Raw genomic sequence first — 15,199 nt, forward strand, 5'->3', positions numbered from 1 at the left:
GTACGGTCTATCGCGCCCTGGTCACGGCTACAAGCGCGTCGCGCATTCCTTCACTCCGCATTCGACCCGCGTCCGCCCCTGTGCGCCCCTCGCGCCCCTGTGGTGCTGTCGGCCGGGGTGCGGTTCAGCGCCGCGGCAGGGTCAGTTCGAACCAGACAGTCTTGCCGGTCTTCGTACGACTCGTGCCCCACTCGCGGGCGAGCGTGCTGACCACGCGCAGGCCGCGCCCGAACTCGTCGGTCGGCCCGGCGCTGAGCAGCGTCGGCAGCTCGTGGTCGTCGTCCTCCACCTCGCACAGCAGGGTGTCGCCGCGGACCAGCCGCAGTTCCACGGGGCGGCTGTGGGAGTGCCGTACGGCGTTGGTGACGAGCTCACTGACCATCAGCTCGGCGTTGTCGGCGAGCTTCGCGAGCCCCCAGTCGTGCAGTTGCTCGCGGACCGCGGCACGCGCGCGTGGCACCTCGATCGGGTCGAGGGTGATGCGCCATTCGGCGACGTCGTCCGTCTCGATGCCGTTCAGGCGGGCCATCAGCAGGGCGACGTCGTCCTTGCGGCCGCCGCGGGTGTTGAGGGCGCGGATGATGGAGTCGCAGGCGTCGTCCATGGACGCGGCCGGGTGGGCGGCGGACTCGCTGAGGGTGGCGAGACCCACGCCGATGTCCTCGCCGCGCACCTCGACCAGGCCGTCGGTGCACATCACGAGCCGGTCGCCGGGCTCCACGCGCACGCGTACCGCCTCGAAGGGCACCCCGCCGACCCCGATGGGCGCGCCGGTCGGCAGGTCGAGCAGCTCGCTGTGGCCGTCCTCCGCACGGACCAGCACGGGCGGGATATGGCCCGCGTTGGCGATGTGCAGCTCGCTCGCGATCGGGTCGTAGACGGCGTACACGCAGGTCGCGAGGTAGTTGTCGCCGAGGCGCTGGGCGAGGTCGTCGAGATTGCGCAGCAGTTGGGCGGGCGGCAGGTCGAGCGCGGCCATGGTCTGCACGGCCGTACGCAACTGGCCCATCATGGCTGCCGAGTTGAGGCCGTGGCCCATGACGTCGCCAACGACCAGGGCGGTGCGGGCGCCGGGGAGCTTCACGGAGTCGAACCAGTCGCCGCCGACGCGGCCGAGGAGTGTGCCGGGAAGGTAGCGGGTGGCGATGTCGCAGCCCGCCATGCGCGGCGGGATGTGCGGCAGCATGCTGTCCTGGAGGGTCTCGGCGACGCTCTCCTGGTAGGTGTACATGCGCGCGTTGTCGAGCACGAGGCCCGCGCGGGCGGCGAGTTCGGCGCCGGTGACGCGGTCCATGTCGTTGAAGACGGGCCGCTCCGGGTGGCGGAGCAGGATCATGAAGCCCAGGACGACGTTCCGTGCCTTCAGGGGTACGACCAGCATGGAGCGGCCGGTGATGAGGGGCCGGATGTCGCGCTTCTCGAACTGCGCGGCGATGGCGTGGCCCATCTCCTCGCTGATGCGCGGCACCAGGACGGGTTCGCCGCTGGTCATGCACTGGAAGAAGGGCGTGTGCGCCGGGAACGGCATGGCCTCGCCGACCGGCACGACGTCGTCCCAGCGGCCGGGCTCGTCGGTGTGCTCGACGGCGACCCGGTGCCACATCGTGGTGGTGTCGGGCACGCCGTCCGGGAACCCCTCGCCCGCGACGACCTGTTCGCGCAGATAGGTGCCGGCGACGTCGGTGAAGCGCGGTACGACGGCCTTGCTGACCTCGATGATCGTCCGCGAGAGGTCGAGGGAGGTGCCGATGCGCCCGCTGACCTCGTTCAGGAATTCCAGGTGCTCACGGACGGCCGCGTACTCCAGGTCCTCGCCCTCGTCGGCGGTCTCCTGCGGCACCGGCAGGCCCTCGGCCACCGCGCGGGCGGCCCGCTCGCGGCGCGCCCTGCGCTCGGCGCGCCGGGGCACGCCCCAGTCGGGGGTGACGGGCACCCGGTCGTTCTGGCTGAACTCCAGGACGGGATAGCCCAGTTCGAGGACCTGCGCGACGATGCGGGCGCTCTCGTCGACGCTCATGCTGGGCAGGATCTCGGGCAGCCGGCGGGCCAGCTCCTCGGCGCCGGGGAAGTCCGTGTGCAGGGCGAAGCCCGGGGCGATCCGCTCGAAGGCCATGTCCCCGTCGACGCCGTCGGCCTCGTCCTGACGCAGGCCCGCGGTGTCGGCGGCGAGCACCAGCAGCCGCTCGTACCCCGGCCCCACCAGGGGGTACGCCCACCACAGCACGTCGACCCGATTCCTCCCCCACCCTTCGGGCGGGGGGACCCCCATCTCGCTTCGCGAGGGGACCGTGAGCCGGGCGCGGCCCGCGGCCGGGTAGGAGAGCCGGCCGCCGAGGGAGGATTCGAGGTCCGGGCCGAGTCCGCCGTAGTCCGCGTACGGGCCGTAGAGCGGGGTCTCGTCCTCGTCGGGCAGGGCGCCGGAGACGGGCAGCAGGTCGACGGCCGGGTGTCCGATCGCCTCGTCCTTGGCGACTCCGAACAGACGGCGTGCGCCGGTGCTCCAGTGCGAGACGAGGCCGTCGCGGTCCACCACGACCACGGCCAGCGGGACACGACCGGCGTGCCCGGCCGGCGCGCCGTTCCCAGCAGCAGGGCTGGGAGGTGCGTCCCTCTCGGTGCCACGATCCATGGCCCAGGCCCTCTCTCCGCACGGCTCCGCAAGATCTGTGTCGCCCACTCCACGGTACGGCTCCCGTCATCGGTGATGTGCGGCAATACGGGAATTGATGCGGGGCGGGCGCACGGGCGCCTGGGCGTGTGCGCCGGAGTGGTTCAGTCCTCGTGCCCCAGCTGCAGGTCCCGCTCGGTGCGCCCCCCGCCGGCCACCTGGAGCACGGTCGCGACCGGCGGGTAACCGGCGGCGATCACGGTGTACTCGCCGGAGGAGAGATCGACGAACCGGAACGTTCCGTCGGCTCCCGTGGTGAGCGTGTCCACGACATTCCCGGCCGCGTCGAGCAGCGTCACGCGCGCGTCCTCGACGGGCCGCCCGCCCCCGGCCCGCACGGTCCCCCGCAGTACGGCACCGCCCGCGAGCTCGACGTCCTGGCGGGTCTCCCGGGAGGCCTGGACGCTGACGGGGAGCGCGGCCGGGCGGAACGCGGGCGCGCTGGCCGCGAGGGTGTACTCGCCGGCGACCAGCTCGGTGATGACGTAACCGCCCTCGCGGGAGCTGCGGGTGGTGGCGACGACCTCGCCGTGCACGTTGGTGAGGGTGACGGTGGCGTCCCGTACGACGCTGCCGTCCGCGGTGACCACGCTGCCGGCGAGCCGCCCGGCGCCGCCGAGGACGATGTCCAGCTCGACGGGGCGCTCGCCGACGGTGACGGAGACGGCCTGCGGCTGGTGGCCGCCCGCTGCGGCGATCAGCACGTACGACCCCGAACCGGGCGTGGACAGCGCGTACCGCCCGTCCTCGCCGCTCGCGCCCCGCCCGATCTGCTGCCCGGCCACGTCGATGAGCGTGAGCGCCGCGCGCGGCACGACGGTGCCGTCGGGGTGCTGCACCGTGCCGCAGACAGGGATTCCGGCGGCGTACGGCGAACGCGCCTGCGGGATCGGGGCGTTCACGGGCGCGGGCTCGGTTTCGGCGGCGTTGTGGGACACCAGCGGTTTCTCCTTGAGGAAGAAGGCGATGAGCAGGCCGAGGGCGAGCACCGGCACCAGGTAGAGGAAGATCCGGGGCATGGCGTCGGCGTACGCCCGGATGTAGCCGTCGCGCAGCGGCGCGGGCAGGGCGTGGACGAGCTGCGGTGTGATGGACTCGGGGTCGGGAAGACCGGCACCCGCGCGCGTGGGCAGCCGTTTCGCCAGAGCGTCGGAGAGCCGGTCGGCGAAGAGGGTGCCGAAGATCGCGGCGCCGACGCTGCCGCCGATCTGCCGGAAGTAGTTGTTGGCACTGGTCGCGGTGCCGAGGTCGGCGGGGCGCACCGAGTTCTGCACGGCGAGGACCAGTACCGGCATGACCAGGCCGATTCCGGCGCCGAGGACGGCCATCCAGATGCTGTAGTGCAGCCGCGGCGTGTCGACCTGGAGCCGGGACAGCAGCCACATGCCGACGACCGAGAGAGCGCTGCCGAGCAAGGGGTAGATCTTGTAGCGCCCGGTGTGGCTGATGAGCTGCCCGGAGATGATCGAGGCGCCGACGATCCCGCCCATCATGGGCAGCATCAGCAGTCCGGACCCGGTGGCGGAGACGCCGTCGACCATCTGCAGGAAGGTCGGCAGATAGCTGGCGGCCCCGAAGAGCGCGACGCCGATCACCAGGCCCACGAGACCGGTGACGTTGAAGACGGAGTCCCTGAACAGCCGCAGCGGGATGAGGGGTTCGGCGGCGAAGCGCTCGGCGACGAGGAACAGCACGCTGGCCGCCGCGGCTCCGGCGCCGAGCCCGAGGATCACCCGCGAGCTCCACGCGTACTCGGTGCCGCCCCAACTGGTCAGCAGGACCAGGCATGTCGAAGCGGCAGCGAGCAGCAGCGCACCGAGGATGTCGAGGCGCGGCCTGGTCCGCGGCTTCGGCAGCTTCAGTACGACGGTGACGACGGCCAGGGTGACGATGCCGAAGGGGACGTTGAAGTAGAAGCACCACCTCCAGGAGAGGTGGTCCGTGAAGTAGCCGCCCAGCAGGGGTCCCGCGACGGAGGCGAGCCCGAACGCGGCGCCGATCAGGCCCATGAACCGGCCGCGCCGCCGGGGCGGCACGATGTCCGCGATGATCGCCTGGACGCCGATCATGAGCCCGCCCGCGCCGACGCCCTGGACGGCGCGGAAGGCGATCAGCTGGTCCATGGACTGCGCGCGGCCGGCCAGCGCGGAGCCGATCACGAAGACGACGATGGCGAACTGGAAGACGCCCTTGCAGCCGAGCAGGTCGCCGAGCTTGCCGTAGACCGGCAGGCCCACGGTGGAGGTCAGCAAATACGCGGTGATAGCCCAGGACATCCGGTCGAGGCCGTGCAGCTCGCCGACGATCTTCGGCAGCGCGGTGGCGACGATCATCTGCTCCAGCGCGGCGAGCAGCAGCGCGAGCATCAGCCCGAGGAAGACCAACCGCACCCGGCGCGGGCTCAGTTCGGCCGGTGTCGCGGGTGCGGGGGCGGCGGCCCGCGCGGGCGCCGGCGGCGCCGTTTCCTCGTGCACCAGAGTGATCCCGCCCACGTACCGCTCCCCTCGTCGCGCCGCCTGACAAATTCCCGCTTAAAGCGACAACTCCGAGCAAGCGCGACGAGTTACGGCGGATCGGTGTAACGCACCGAGATCCACTCGATCCGGTGAGGGAGGTCAACGACCCCCGCTCACCGGGGACTTACTTCTCGACCTCGGTCGCCAGGTTGGCGAGCACGGCGTCGTAGATCCGGCCGAGGCCCTTGGGTGCGAAGGTCTTCTCGAAGAAGCCGCCGATGCCGCCGGCGCCGTTCCAGACCGTGCTGACGACCACGCGGGACTTGCCCTCGCCGGCCGGGGTGACCGTCCAGGTGGTGACCATGGAGGAGTTGCGGTCCTTCTCGACGAGCTGTCCGTCGGTGGGCTCGGTGACCTCCAGGAGGCAGTCACGGACGCGCTTGCTGGTGGCCTGGAGCTTCCAGTGGACGAGGGTGCCCTCGCCGTCGCCGCCCTCGCGCACCTCGTACTCGCTGAAGTGCTCGGGCAGCAGCTTCCGCCGGGTGCCGCTGTAGTCGGCGAGGGCGTCGAACACCTTCTCCGCGTCCGCCGCGACGACCCGCTCCGTAGTGGCCTCGACCTGCGCCATCGATTTCCTCCAGGACTTGCGTTCTCGGGGTTGGGGCAAGCCAACCACCCCCGCCCAGGGCCGCCCAAATCGGGGTGCCCGAGGGGGTCGGAAGCGATCAGAAAGAGCACTTGCCCCGTAATTCGAACACGTGTTTCACTCTGGGGGCAGCGCTACCAAGGAGGCGTCATGCGCTGGGAGAACCTCACAGTGGACTCCGGCGGTCACAGCCGGGCGGCCGACTCCGCGCTGTTCGGCGCGGACGCGGTCGTGAGCAGGACCTTCGACACACCTGAGTTCCGCGGCATCACGTTTCACGAGGTGCGGGCGCGCTCGATCATCAACCGGGTGCCGGGCGCCTCACGGATGCCCTTCGAGTGGACAGTCAACCCCTACCGCGGCTGCTCGCACGCGTGCGTTTACTGCTTCGCCCGCAAGACGCACACCTATCTGGACCTCGACTCGGGGATCGACTTCGACTCGCAGATCGTCGTCAAGGTGAACGCGCCGGAGCTGCTGCGCCGCCAGCTGGGCTCGCGCCGCTGGCTGGGCGAGCACATAGCGATGGGCACCAACGTCGACTGCTATCAGCGCGCCGAGGGCCGCTACCGGCTGATGCCGGGCATCCTGGCCGCCCTGCGCGACCACGCGAACCCCTTCTCGATCCTGACGAAGGGGACGCTGATCCTGCGCGACCTCGACGTGCTGGTGCAGGCGTCCCAGGTGACGGACGTCGGCATCTCGGTCTCGGTCGGCTTCACCGACCCCGAGCTGTGGCGAACCGTGGAGCCGGGCACGCCGGCCCCCGAGCGCCGCCTGGACGTCGTGCGCACCCTGGCCGAGCACGGCATCGGCTGCGGTGTGCTGATGGCCCCGGTGATCCCGTTCCTGAGCGACCACCCCGCCCAACTGCGTGCCACCGTGCGGGCGATCGCGGCCGCGGGCGCCACCTCGGTCACGCCCCTGGTGCTGCATCTGCGCCCGGGCGCCCGGGAGTGGTTCATGGCCTGGCTGGCCCACCACCACCCGCACCTGGTGCGCCGCTACGAGCGCCTGTACGCGGACGGCGCCTACGCGCCGAAGTGGTACCAGCGCCGGATCACCCGTCAGGTCCACGAGCTGGCCCAGGAGTACGGGATCGGCCCCACGCGCGCGGGGATGCCGCGCCGGATCCCGCCGCCGGAGCCGGTCGAGGCGGCCGTGTCCGAATCGACCCAACTCACGTTGATTTGAGAGCGTTCGAGCGCATCCCTCGATCCGATTGGGTCAAGTATTGCCAGAACGCGTTCCTCCGGTGCCGCTTTCCGGGACGATGCGGCGAGGACCGTGAGACTCGCGGTCCGCTGCCCCTCCGTCCTGGGAGGACTCCATGAGAAAACGCGCAGCCGTGCTGTGCGGCGCCGCCGTCGTCGTGGCCGGGACCGTCACGGCCGTCCCCGCCGACGCGAGCGCCCCGAGCAGCGCGGCAACCGCTCAAGCCGCGAAGATCACCTGGAAGAAATGCGGCACCACCGACTACCCGACGCTCCAGTGCGCGTCCCTCAAGGTGCCGCTCGACCACCGGAACCCGTACGGGAAGAAGATCACGCTCGCGCTCTCGCGCGTGCCGCACACCGCCAAGAAGTCCCAGGGCCCGCTGCTGGTCAACCCCGGCGGCCCCGGCGGCAGCGGTCTCTCGCTCGCCGGCTTCGTCGCGACCTCGCTGCCCAAGGCGGTCGCGGCCCAGTACGACGTCATCGGCTTCGACCCGCGCGGGGTGGGCAAGAGCACGCCGGCCCTGGACTGCAAGCCGGGCTACTTCAACCCGGTGCGCCCGGACTCGGTGCCGAGCACGCCCGCCATCGAGAAGGCCAACCTGGAGCGCGCCAAGTCCTTCGCCGCGGCCTGCGGCAAGAAGTACGCGAGCGTGCTGCCGTACATCAACACCATCCAGGCCGTGCAGGACATGGACTCGATCCGTGCGGCCACGGGCTACAAGAAGACCAGCTACTTCGGTTACTCGTACGGCACCTACCTGGGCGCGGTCTACGCCAAGCTCTTCCCGCAGCGCGTCAAGCGACTGGTCCTGGACTCGATCGTCGACCCGACCGGCGTCTGGTACGACGACAACATCGGGCAGGACTACGCCTTCGACGCCCGCCAGAAGGCGCTGATGGCCTGGATCGCCAAGTACGACTCGACGTACAAGCTGGGCACCGACCCGGCCAAGATCGAGGCCAAGTGGTACGCGATGCGCAAGGCGCTCGCGAAGAAGCCGGCGGGCGGCAAGGTGGGGGCCTCCGAGCTGGAGGACACCTTCATCCCGGGCGGCTACTACAACGGCTACTGGCCCTACCTGGCCGAGGCGTTCGCGGCCTACGTGAACGACAAGAACGCCGATCCGCTGGTCGAGGCCTACGAGAACTTCGCCGCCGTCGACGCGTCCGGGGACAACGGCTACAGCATCTACACCTCGGTGCAGTGCCGTGACGCCTCCTGGCCGCGCGACTGGAACCAGTGGCGCAAGGACAACTGGGCGGTCTACGACAAGGCACCGTTCATGACCTGGAACAACGCCTGGTACAACGCGCCGTGCGCGTTCTGGCCGACCGACTCGTTGCGGCCGGTCAACGTCGCCAACGGCAAGCTGCCGCCGACGCTGCTGTTCCAGGCGACGAACGACGCGGCGACCCCGTACGAGGGCGGCGCGACGGTGCACGAGCTGCTGGCCGGTTCGAGCTTCGTGGTCGAGCAGGGCGGCGGCAACCACGGCATCACGCTGAGCGGGAACGCCTGCCTGGACAAGTACCTCGCGAAGTACCTGACCGACGGCACCGTGCCGCGCAGCGGCGGCGAGATCGACGCGGTCTGCCCGAAGCTGCCGGACCCGAAGCCGCTGGCCTCGACGGCCGCGGCGTCGAGCTCCGAACGCGGGTCGACCCTGCACGGCCTGCTCGGCTTCCGCGGCTGAGCAGTTGACCGACCGTCGGGGGCGGGCGTTGTCAGACCCGTGGTCCACCATGGACGCATGAGTGAGCTGACCAGGATCCCCGCCCCCGACGGCGTCTTCCCCGCCGCCCAGTACAGCCACGTCGTGCTGGGCACCGGCCGTCTCGTCGCGATCGCCGGCCAGGTCGCCGTGGACGAGGACGGCAAGCTCGTCGGCGAGGGCGACCCCGAGGCCCAGGCCCGCCAGGTCTTCGAGAACCTCCGCCGCTGTCTGGCCGCCGCCGGCGCGAGCTTCGACGACGTCGTCAAACTCACCTTCTTCGTCACGGACATGGCCCACATGCCGGCGATCCGCACAGCCCGCGCCGCCCACATACCCGACGACCGCCTGCCTGCGGCCTCTGCCGTACAGGTGGCCGCGCTGGTCCGGCCCGAATTCCTGATGGAGATAGAGGCGTTCGCGGTCGTGGCACTGTGAGCGGTCTCCACGTCCGCGAGATGACGTTCGACGACTGCGACCGCGTGGCCGAGATACGCGTCGGCGGCTGGCGAACCGCGTACCGCGGCCTGATCCCCCAGTCGTACCTGGACTCGATGAGCGTCCCGGACGACGCCGAGCGCCGCCGCGCGCGTCTCCTGGAAGGCAACCCGGGCGTGGTCAACGTGGTGGCCGAACGGGACGGCGAGGTCATCGGCTGGGCCTGCCACGGCCCGTACCGGGACGGTGAAGTCCCCACCGGGGGCGTGGAGTTGTACGCGATCTACGTCCACCCGGAGCGGTACGGCGCGGGCGTGGGACGGTCTTTGATCGAGGAGTCGATACGACGCTGCACGGCCGCCGGCCACACGCGACTGTATCTGTGGGTGCTGGAGGGCAACGCACGCGCCCGCCGCTTCTACGAACGCTCCGGCTTCCACCCGGACGGCGCCGCCGAGCCCTTCGAGGTGGACGGCGTCCCGGTGCCGGAGGTGCGGTACGTCAGGGAGTTGACGGGCTGAGCCCCGCGTCACCGCTGCTTGGGAATCCGCGCCAGCGCCCGCACCGCCGCCTCCGCCAGCGCCGGATGCGCGAGAGCCTCGTTCAGTACGGGTCTGGCGCGAGCGTCCTCCAGGCTGCCGAGCCCCTCCACGCAGGCGAGGGCGACGCGGCGGTAGGGGTCGTGCGGGCGCAGCCGCCGCCCAAGGGTGGTGATCAGGGCCGGTACGGACTCGGGGGCGCGCAGCTCCGTCAGCAGGCGGACCGGGTGCAGGGCGTAGGCGACGCGCAGTTCGTTCGTGGCGAGGGCCGCCGCCGCGCGGGCCGTGCGAGGGTCGCCGAGGCGGGCGAGGGCGTACGCGGCGGAGGCGCAGCGCTGCGGATCACGGTGGTTCAGGAACAGGACGAGGGACTCGAAGGCCCGCCGGTCGCCCGCGAGGCCCAGCCGGAACGCGGCCAGCTCCCTGGCCCACAGCGGCTGCCCGGGCTCGGTGAGCACTCCGGCCAGCTCGTCGGTGTCCTCGGTCGCCGCGAGCCGGTCGCAGGCGGCGCTGCCCGCGGCCTCCGCCCGTAAACGCTCCGTGAGTGATCGCAACTCTTCGTCCATGGCACCGAGATTAGGGGCCTGGTGGATCTGTCGGGACCTACATCACAAACACGGGGACTAGCGCGCTCGTTACCCGCCGGTTAAGCTCAATCGAGCGAGTCACCCACTCGCACCTGCTTACGTCGGCCTGGTGACGCAGCCGTCGTAAGGGCAGTCGGTTCGGTACCACAGGTACCGCAGCACGACCCGGCCTCGGGACAGGGCCGGTCGGTTTCCCACCGTTCGCTCCAGGCGTGTGCACGCCCATGGCGACGGCACCGGGCGTGTGCGCTCGCAGCCCGGCAACACCCGCATCCCTTTTCACGCACCCGGTGCGCCAGTGGTCCGGCCGCGAGACGGCCGCCCTTCGGCGCACCCGGGGGCGCTCCCAGTCGTCACCCTCATTCCTGGAGTCCCGCGATGGCCACTCCCCTGTCCGACACCCCTCTGTCCCCGCTGCAGACCATTGCCGTCGTCGGTCTCGGCACCATGGGCACCGGTATCACCGAGGTCCTCGCCAAGGCCGGTCGCGCGGTCGTCGGCATCGACATCAGCGAGGCCGCGGCCGCCAAGTCGGTCGCCGTCCTGGAGGCCGCCACCGCCCGCGCCGTGGAGCGCGGCCGGCTGACCGGGGAAGAGCGCGCCGAGCTGCTGGCCCGCGTGCGCACCTCCACCGACCTGCGGGCCGCGGCCGACGCCGACCTGGTCATCGAGGTGGTTCCGGAGTCGTACGAGATCAAGCACCAGATCTTCCGTGAACTCGACGGCATCGTGCGCCCGGAGACGATCCTGGCGACCGGCACCAACGCGCTGTCCGTGACCCGCCTGGCCGCCGACTCGGCGCGTCCGGAGCGTGTGCTCGGGCTGCACTTCTTCAACCCGGCGCCGGCCATGAAGCTGGTCGAGGTGGTCTCCTCGGTGCTGACCGCGCCGGCCGCGGTCTCCGCGGTCACCAACCTCGCCCTCGACCTGGGCAAGGAGCCCGTCGCGGTCGGCGACCGGCCCGGCTTCGTCGCCGACGGGCTGCTGTTCGGCTACCTGAACCAGGCCGCGGCGATGTACGAGGCGAAGTACGCCTCCCGCGAGGACATCGACGCGGCGATGCGGCTTGGCTGCGGTCTGCCGATGGGCCCGCTCGCGCTGCTCGACCTGATCGGCGTCGACACCGCCCGTACGGTCCTGGAGGCCATGTACTCCGAGTCGCACGACCGGCTGCACGCCCCCGCCCCCATCCTCAAGCAGCTCAGCGAGGCGGGCCTGACGGGCCGTAAGTCGGGCCGCGGCTTCTACACCTACGAGGCTCCCGGCAGCGCCACCGTCGTGCGGGACGCGCTGACGCCGCTGGCCGGCGCCGAGCGGGCCCCGGGCCGCGAGGTCCGCTCCGTCGGCGTCGCCGGCTCCGGCACCATGGCCTCCGGCATCGCCGAGGTCTTCGCCAAGGCCGGCTACGAGGTCGTGCTCGCCGCCCGCAGCGAGGAGAAGGCGCAGACCGCCAAGGCCCGTATCGGCAAGTCGCTCTCGCGCTCCGTCGACAAGGGGCGGATGACCGCCGAGGCCGCCGCGCAGACCCTGGACCGGATCACCGCGGCGGGCTCCTACGACTCCTTCGCCGAGGTCGACCTGGCCGTCGAGGCGGTCGCCGAGGACCTGGAGATCAAGCAGCAGCTGTTCCAGGCGCTGGACAAGGTCTGCAAGCCGGGCGCGGTCCTGGCCACCACGACGTCCTCGCTGCCCGTCGTCGCCTGCGCCCGCGCCACCTCGCGTCCGCAGGACGTGATCGGCATGCACTTCTTCAACCCGGCGCCGGCGATGAAGCTGGTCGAGGTCGTCCGTACGGTGTTGACCGCCGAGGACGTCCACTCAACGGTTCACGAAGTGTGTGGACGGATCAAGAAGCACGCCGTCGACTGTGGAGACCGTGCGGGCTTCATCGTGAACGCACTGCTTTTCCCGTACCTCAACAACGCGATCAAGATGGTGCAGGAACACTATGCATCTCTTGACGACATTGACGCGGCGATGAAGCTGGGCGGCGGCTACCCGATGGGCCCGTTCGAGCTCCTGGACGTGGTCGGGCTGGACGTCTCCCTTGCGATCGAGAAGGTCCTGCACCGCGAGTTCCGCGACCCGGGCCTCGCTCCGGCCCCGCTCCTGGAGCACCTGGTGGCCGCGGGCTGCCTCGGCCGCAAGACCGGCCGTGGCTTCCGCGAATATGCCCGCCGCTGAGGGCGCCGGCGACTGGTTCAGAGGCGGCGAGGACTGGGGTGGACTGCTCGACCCGGGCAGTCTTCCCCCGCCCCCGGGACCCGGCTCTCCCCCGCCCGCTCCGGGCGGGGGAAGCCCCGTACATGCGCAGCAAGCTGCGCACATGCAGTACGTTCGGGTCATGTCCCAGCCCGCCAAGTCCTCACGTACACCAGCTACGCCCGACGCGCCGGAAAGTGCCGCAGGCAGTCGCGCGGCCGCCCAGCGGCTCAAGATGCGCCGAGAACTGGCGGCCGCGGCGATGGAGCTGTTCTCGACCAAGGGGTACGAGGCGACCACCGTCGACGAGATCGCGGCCGCGGCCGGAGTGGCCCGCCGCACCTTCTTCCGCCACTTCCGCTCCAAGGAAGAGGCGATCTTCCCCGATCACGACGACACGTTGATCCGCGCGGAGGCCGTGCTCAACGCGGCCCCGCCGCACGAGCACCCGCTCGACACGGTGTGCCGCGGCATCAAGGAAGTCATGCGGATGTACGCGGCCCGGCCGGAGATCTCGGTCGCCCGCTACAAGCTCACGCGCGAGGTGCCCACCCTGCGCGAGGCGGAGATCGCGTCGGTGGCCCGTTACGAGCGCCTCTTCACCCGCTACCTGCTCGGCCACTTCGACGAGCACGCGCACGACGACGACGCCAACGACGACCCGCTGCTGGCGGAGGTCGCCGCGTCCGCGGTCGTCACCGCCCACAACCACGTCCTCAGACGCTGGCTGCGGGCCGGCGGCCAGGGCGACGTGGAGGCACAGCTGGACCACGCCTTCGCGATCGTGCGCAAGACGTTCGGCACGGGCATCGGGGCGGGCCGTACGACGCCTCCGCAGCCGTCCGCCCCCGCGACGGTCTCCACCCAGGGCGAGGTGCTGGTCACGGTCGCCCGCACCGACGCGCCGCTGGACGAGGTCATGCGGACCATCGAGCAGGCGCTCAAGGACCGCTGAGGGGCCCTGGGAGGCTCCTTCGCCGCTGTGATGACGGCCACCCTTCGGGGTGGCCGTTTTGGCATGTCAGGGCACCTTTTCGAGCAGATTTCAGAGCGCGTTCGATCGATCATCGCTCATTTGTTACGTAAAGATTTCACCTGAGAAGAATCTCTGGCACTCAGTGCCTTGCACGGTGGCACGCGGTGTCTTACGTTGAAGGAGTCCGGGCGGCCGGCGAGCAGAGACCTTTCGCTCGCCGGCTGTCCCAGCAAGTCATCGACTCGCCCGCCCGGACGCCTGCGTCACAGGCAACCTCCCGCGCCACAAAGCGCTGCCGAAGCACCACCAGCCGAACCGACGGCACTTCCCAACACCCTCAGCAGCACACCGACGTAACCCTCAGCACCCCTCCCTCAGGGTGCGTATCGCCGGAGGCAACACCGTGACCACGAAGGACATCCTGGACGCGATCCAGTCGCCGGACTCGACGCCGGCCGACTTCGCCGCCCTGCCGCTCCCCGAGTCGTACCGCGCGATCACCGTGCACAAGGACGAGACGGAGATGTTCGCGGGCCTGGAGACCCGCGACAAGGATCCGCGCAAGTCGATCCACCTGGACGAGGTGGCGCTGCCGGAGCTCGGCCCGGGCGAGGCCCTGGTCGCCGTCATGGCATCGAGTGTCAACTACAACTCGGTGTGGACCTCGATCTTCGAGCCGCTGTCCACCTTCGGCTTCCTGGAGCGCTACGGCCGCCTCAGCGAGCTCACCAAGCGGCACGACCTGCCGTACCACATCATCGGCTCCGACCTCGCGGGCGTCGTCCTGCGCACCGGCCCGGGCGTCAACGCCTGGAAGCCCGGTGACGAGGTCGTCGCGCACTGCCTGAGCGTGGAGCTGGAGTCGAGCGACGGCCACAACGACACCATGCTCGACCCCGAGCAGCGCATCTGGGGCTTCGAGACCAACTTCGGCGGCCTCGCCGAGATCGCCCTCGTCAAGTCCAACCAGCTGATGCCGAAGCCGGACCACCTCAGCTGGGAGGAGGCCGCCGCTCCGGGGCTCGTGAACTCGACCGCCTACCGGCAGCTGGTCTCCCGCAACGGCGCCGGCATGAAGCAGGGCGACAACGTGCTGATCTGGGGCGCGAGCGGCGGCCTCGGCTCGTACGCCACGCAGTTCGCGCTGGCCGGCGGCGCCAACCCCATCTGTGTCGTGTCCTCGCCGCAGAAGGCGGACATCTGCCGGGCGATAGGCGCCGAGGCGATCATCGACCGCAACGCCGAGGGCTACAAGTTCTGGAAGAACGAGCAGGAGCAGGACCCGCGCGAGTGGAAGCGCTTCGGCAAGCGCATCCGCGAACTCACCGGCGGCGAGGACGTCGACATCGTCTTCGAGCACCCGGGCCGCGAGACGTTCGGCGCCTCCGTCTACGTCACCCGCAAGGGCGGCACCATCGTCACCTGTGCCTCGACCTCGGGCTACAACCACGAGTACGACAACCGCTACCTGTGGATGTCCCTGAAGCGGATCATCGGCTCGCACTTCGCCAACTACCGCGAGGCCTGGGAGGCCAACCGGCTGGTCGCGAAGGGCAAGATCCACCCGACGCTGTCGAAGGTCTACTCCCTGGAGGAGACCGGGCAGGCCGCCTACGACGTGCACCGCAACCTCCACCAGGGCAAGGTCGGCGTGCTGTGCCTCGCCCCCGAGGAGGGCCTCGGCGTGCGCGACGAGGAGATGCGCGCCAAGCACCTCGACGCCATCAACCGCTTCCGCAACATCTGAGACACCCGGGG

At 70.7% G+C, this 15,199-nt stretch carries 11 protein-coding genes; 7 read left to right on the top strand and 4 right to left on the bottom strand.

Translation table 11 applies throughout. The annotated features are described in order from the left end of the window. Nucleotides 1-124: 124 nt before the first annotated feature. The 3 genes from ABZ848_RS31905 to ABZ848_RS31915 all read right to left on the bottom strand — a co-directional run bounded on the left by ABZ848_RS31905 (nt 125) and on the right by ABZ848_RS31915 (nt 5,752). Nucleotides 125-2,629, bottom strand: a complete 2,505-nt coding sequence (locus tag ABZ848_RS31905; RefSeq protein WP_360837520.1) for a SpoIIE family protein phosphatase — start codon at nt 2,627-2,629, stop codon at nt 125-127. A gap of 143 nt (nt 2,630-2,772) precedes the next feature. Further along, nucleotides 2,773-5,160, bottom strand: a complete 2,388-nt coding sequence (locus ABZ848_RS31910; RefSeq protein WP_360837521.1) for an MFS transporter — start codon at nt 5,158-5,160, stop codon at nt 2,773-2,775. Nucleotides 5,161-5,308: 148 nt separating this feature from the next. After that, the gene (locus tag ABZ848_RS31915) at nt 5,309-5,752 is read right to left on the bottom strand and encodes an SRPBCC family protein (RefSeq protein ID WP_360837522.1); all 444 of its coding nucleotides are present in this window, start codon (nt 5,750-5,752) and stop codon (nt 5,309-5,311) included. 168 nt (nt 5,753-5,920) lie between these two features. Here ABZ848_RS31915 and ABZ848_RS31920 point away from each other — a divergent pair, with 168 nt between their 5' ends. The 4 genes from ABZ848_RS31920 (at nt 5,921) to ABZ848_RS31935 (ending at nt 9,658) form a co-directional block, all read left to right on the top strand. Further along, nucleotides 5,921-6,964 (top strand): Rv2578c family radical SAM protein, encoded by a 1,044-nt coding sequence (locus ABZ848_RS31920; protein WP_360837523.1) that lies wholly within the window; start codon nt 5,921-5,923, stop codon nt 6,962-6,964. Between the two features lie 136 nt (nt 6,965-7,100). Then, nucleotides 7,101-8,681 carry an alpha/beta hydrolase gene (locus ABZ848_RS31925; protein WP_360837524.1) on the top strand — a complete coding sequence of 527 codons (1,581 nt, stop codon included), beginning with the start codon at nt 7,101-7,103 and terminating at the stop codon, nt 8,679-8,681. Between the two features lie 57 nt (nt 8,682-8,738). Next, complete coding sequence (locus ABZ848_RS31930; protein ID WP_360837525.1) at nt 8,739-9,137, top strand: RidA family protein; 399 nt, start codon at nt 8,739-8,741, stop codon at nt 9,135-9,137. 20 nt (nt 9,138-9,157) lie between these two features. After that, nucleotides 9,158-9,658 (top strand): GNAT family N-acetyltransferase, encoded by a 501-nt coding sequence (locus tag ABZ848_RS31935; protein ID WP_360837723.1) that lies wholly within the window; start codon nt 9,158-9,160, stop codon nt 9,656-9,658. Between the two features lie 8 nt (nt 9,659-9,666). On the opposite strand, the gene ABZ848_RS31940 is transcribed toward ABZ848_RS31935, so the two are convergent. Then, nucleotides 9,667-10,242, bottom strand: a complete 576-nt coding sequence (locus ABZ848_RS31940) for an adenylosuccinate lyase (RefSeq protein ID WP_360837526.1) — start codon at nt 10,240-10,242, stop codon at nt 9,667-9,669. Nucleotides 10,243-10,641: 399 nt separating this feature from the next. Here ABZ848_RS31940 and ABZ848_RS31945 point away from each other — a divergent pair, with 399 nt between their 5' ends. The 3 genes from ABZ848_RS31945 to ccrA all read left to right on the top strand — a co-directional run bounded on the left by ABZ848_RS31945 (nt 10,642) and on the right by ccrA (nt 15,188). Then, nucleotides 10,642-12,447 carry a 3-hydroxybutyryl-CoA dehydrogenase gene (locus ABZ848_RS31945; RefSeq protein ID WP_360837527.1) on the top strand — a complete coding sequence of 602 codons (1,806 nt, stop codon included), beginning with the start codon at nt 10,642-10,644 and terminating at the stop codon, nt 12,445-12,447. Between the two features lie 160 nt (nt 12,448-12,607). Beyond that, entirely contained in the window at nt 12,608-13,420 is an 813-nt protein-coding gene (locus ABZ848_RS31950; RefSeq protein ID WP_360837528.1) for a TetR family transcriptional regulator, read from the top strand. A 424-nt stretch (nt 13,421-13,844) separates the two neighbouring features. Then, nucleotides 13,845-15,188, top strand: coding sequence for a crotonyl-CoA carboxylase/reductase (gene ccrA, locus ABZ848_RS31955; RefSeq protein WP_360837529.1), 1,344 nt, complete (start codon nt 13,845-13,847; stop codon nt 15,186-15,188). Nucleotides 15,189-15,199 lie beyond the last annotated feature (11 nt).

Origin of the sequence: Streptomyces sp. NPDC047081 (assembly GCF_040643775.1) — a bacterium.
Taxonomy (GTDB): domain Bacteria; phylum Actinomycetota; class Actinomycetes; order Streptomycetales; family Streptomycetaceae; genus Streptomyces.

What these genes read in the sequence shown, in the direction of transcription:
- ABZ848_RS31935 (WP_360837723.1), top strand. Translation starts at nt 9,158, where the DNA reads ATGACGTTCGACGACTGCGACCGCGTGGCCGAGATACGCGTCGGCGGC.
- ABZ848_RS31920 (WP_360837523.1), top strand. Translation starts at nt 5,921, where the DNA reads ATGCGCTGGGAGAACCTCACAGTGGACTCCGGCGGTCACAGCCGGGCG.
- ABZ848_RS31950 (WP_360837528.1), top strand. Translation starts at nt 12,608, where the DNA reads ATGTCCCAGCCCGCCAAGTCCTCACGTACACCAGCTACGCCCGACGCG.
- ABZ848_RS31930 (WP_360837525.1), top strand. Translation starts at nt 8,739, where the DNA reads ATGAGTGAGCTGACCAGGATCCCCGCCCCCGACGGCGTCTTCCCCGCC.
- ABZ848_RS31905 (WP_360837520.1), bottom strand. Translation starts at nt 2,629, where the DNA reads ATGGATCGTGGCACCGAGAGGGACGCACCTCCCAGCCCTGCTGCTGGG.
- ABZ848_RS31945 (WP_360837527.1), top strand. Translation starts at nt 10,642, where the DNA reads ATGGCCACTCCCCTGTCCGACACCCCTCTGTCCCCGCTGCAGACCATT.
- ABZ848_RS31940 (WP_360837526.1), bottom strand. Translation starts at nt 10,242, where the DNA reads ATGGACGAAGAGTTGCGATCACTCACGGAGCGTTTACGGGCGGAGGCC.
- ABZ848_RS31915 (WP_360837522.1), bottom strand. Translation starts at nt 5,752, where the DNA reads ATGGCGCAGGTCGAGGCCACTACGGAGCGGGTCGTCGCGGCGGACGCG.
- ABZ848_RS31925 (WP_360837524.1), top strand. Translation starts at nt 7,101, where the DNA reads ATGAGAAAACGCGCAGCCGTGCTGTGCGGCGCCGCCGTCGTCGTGGCC.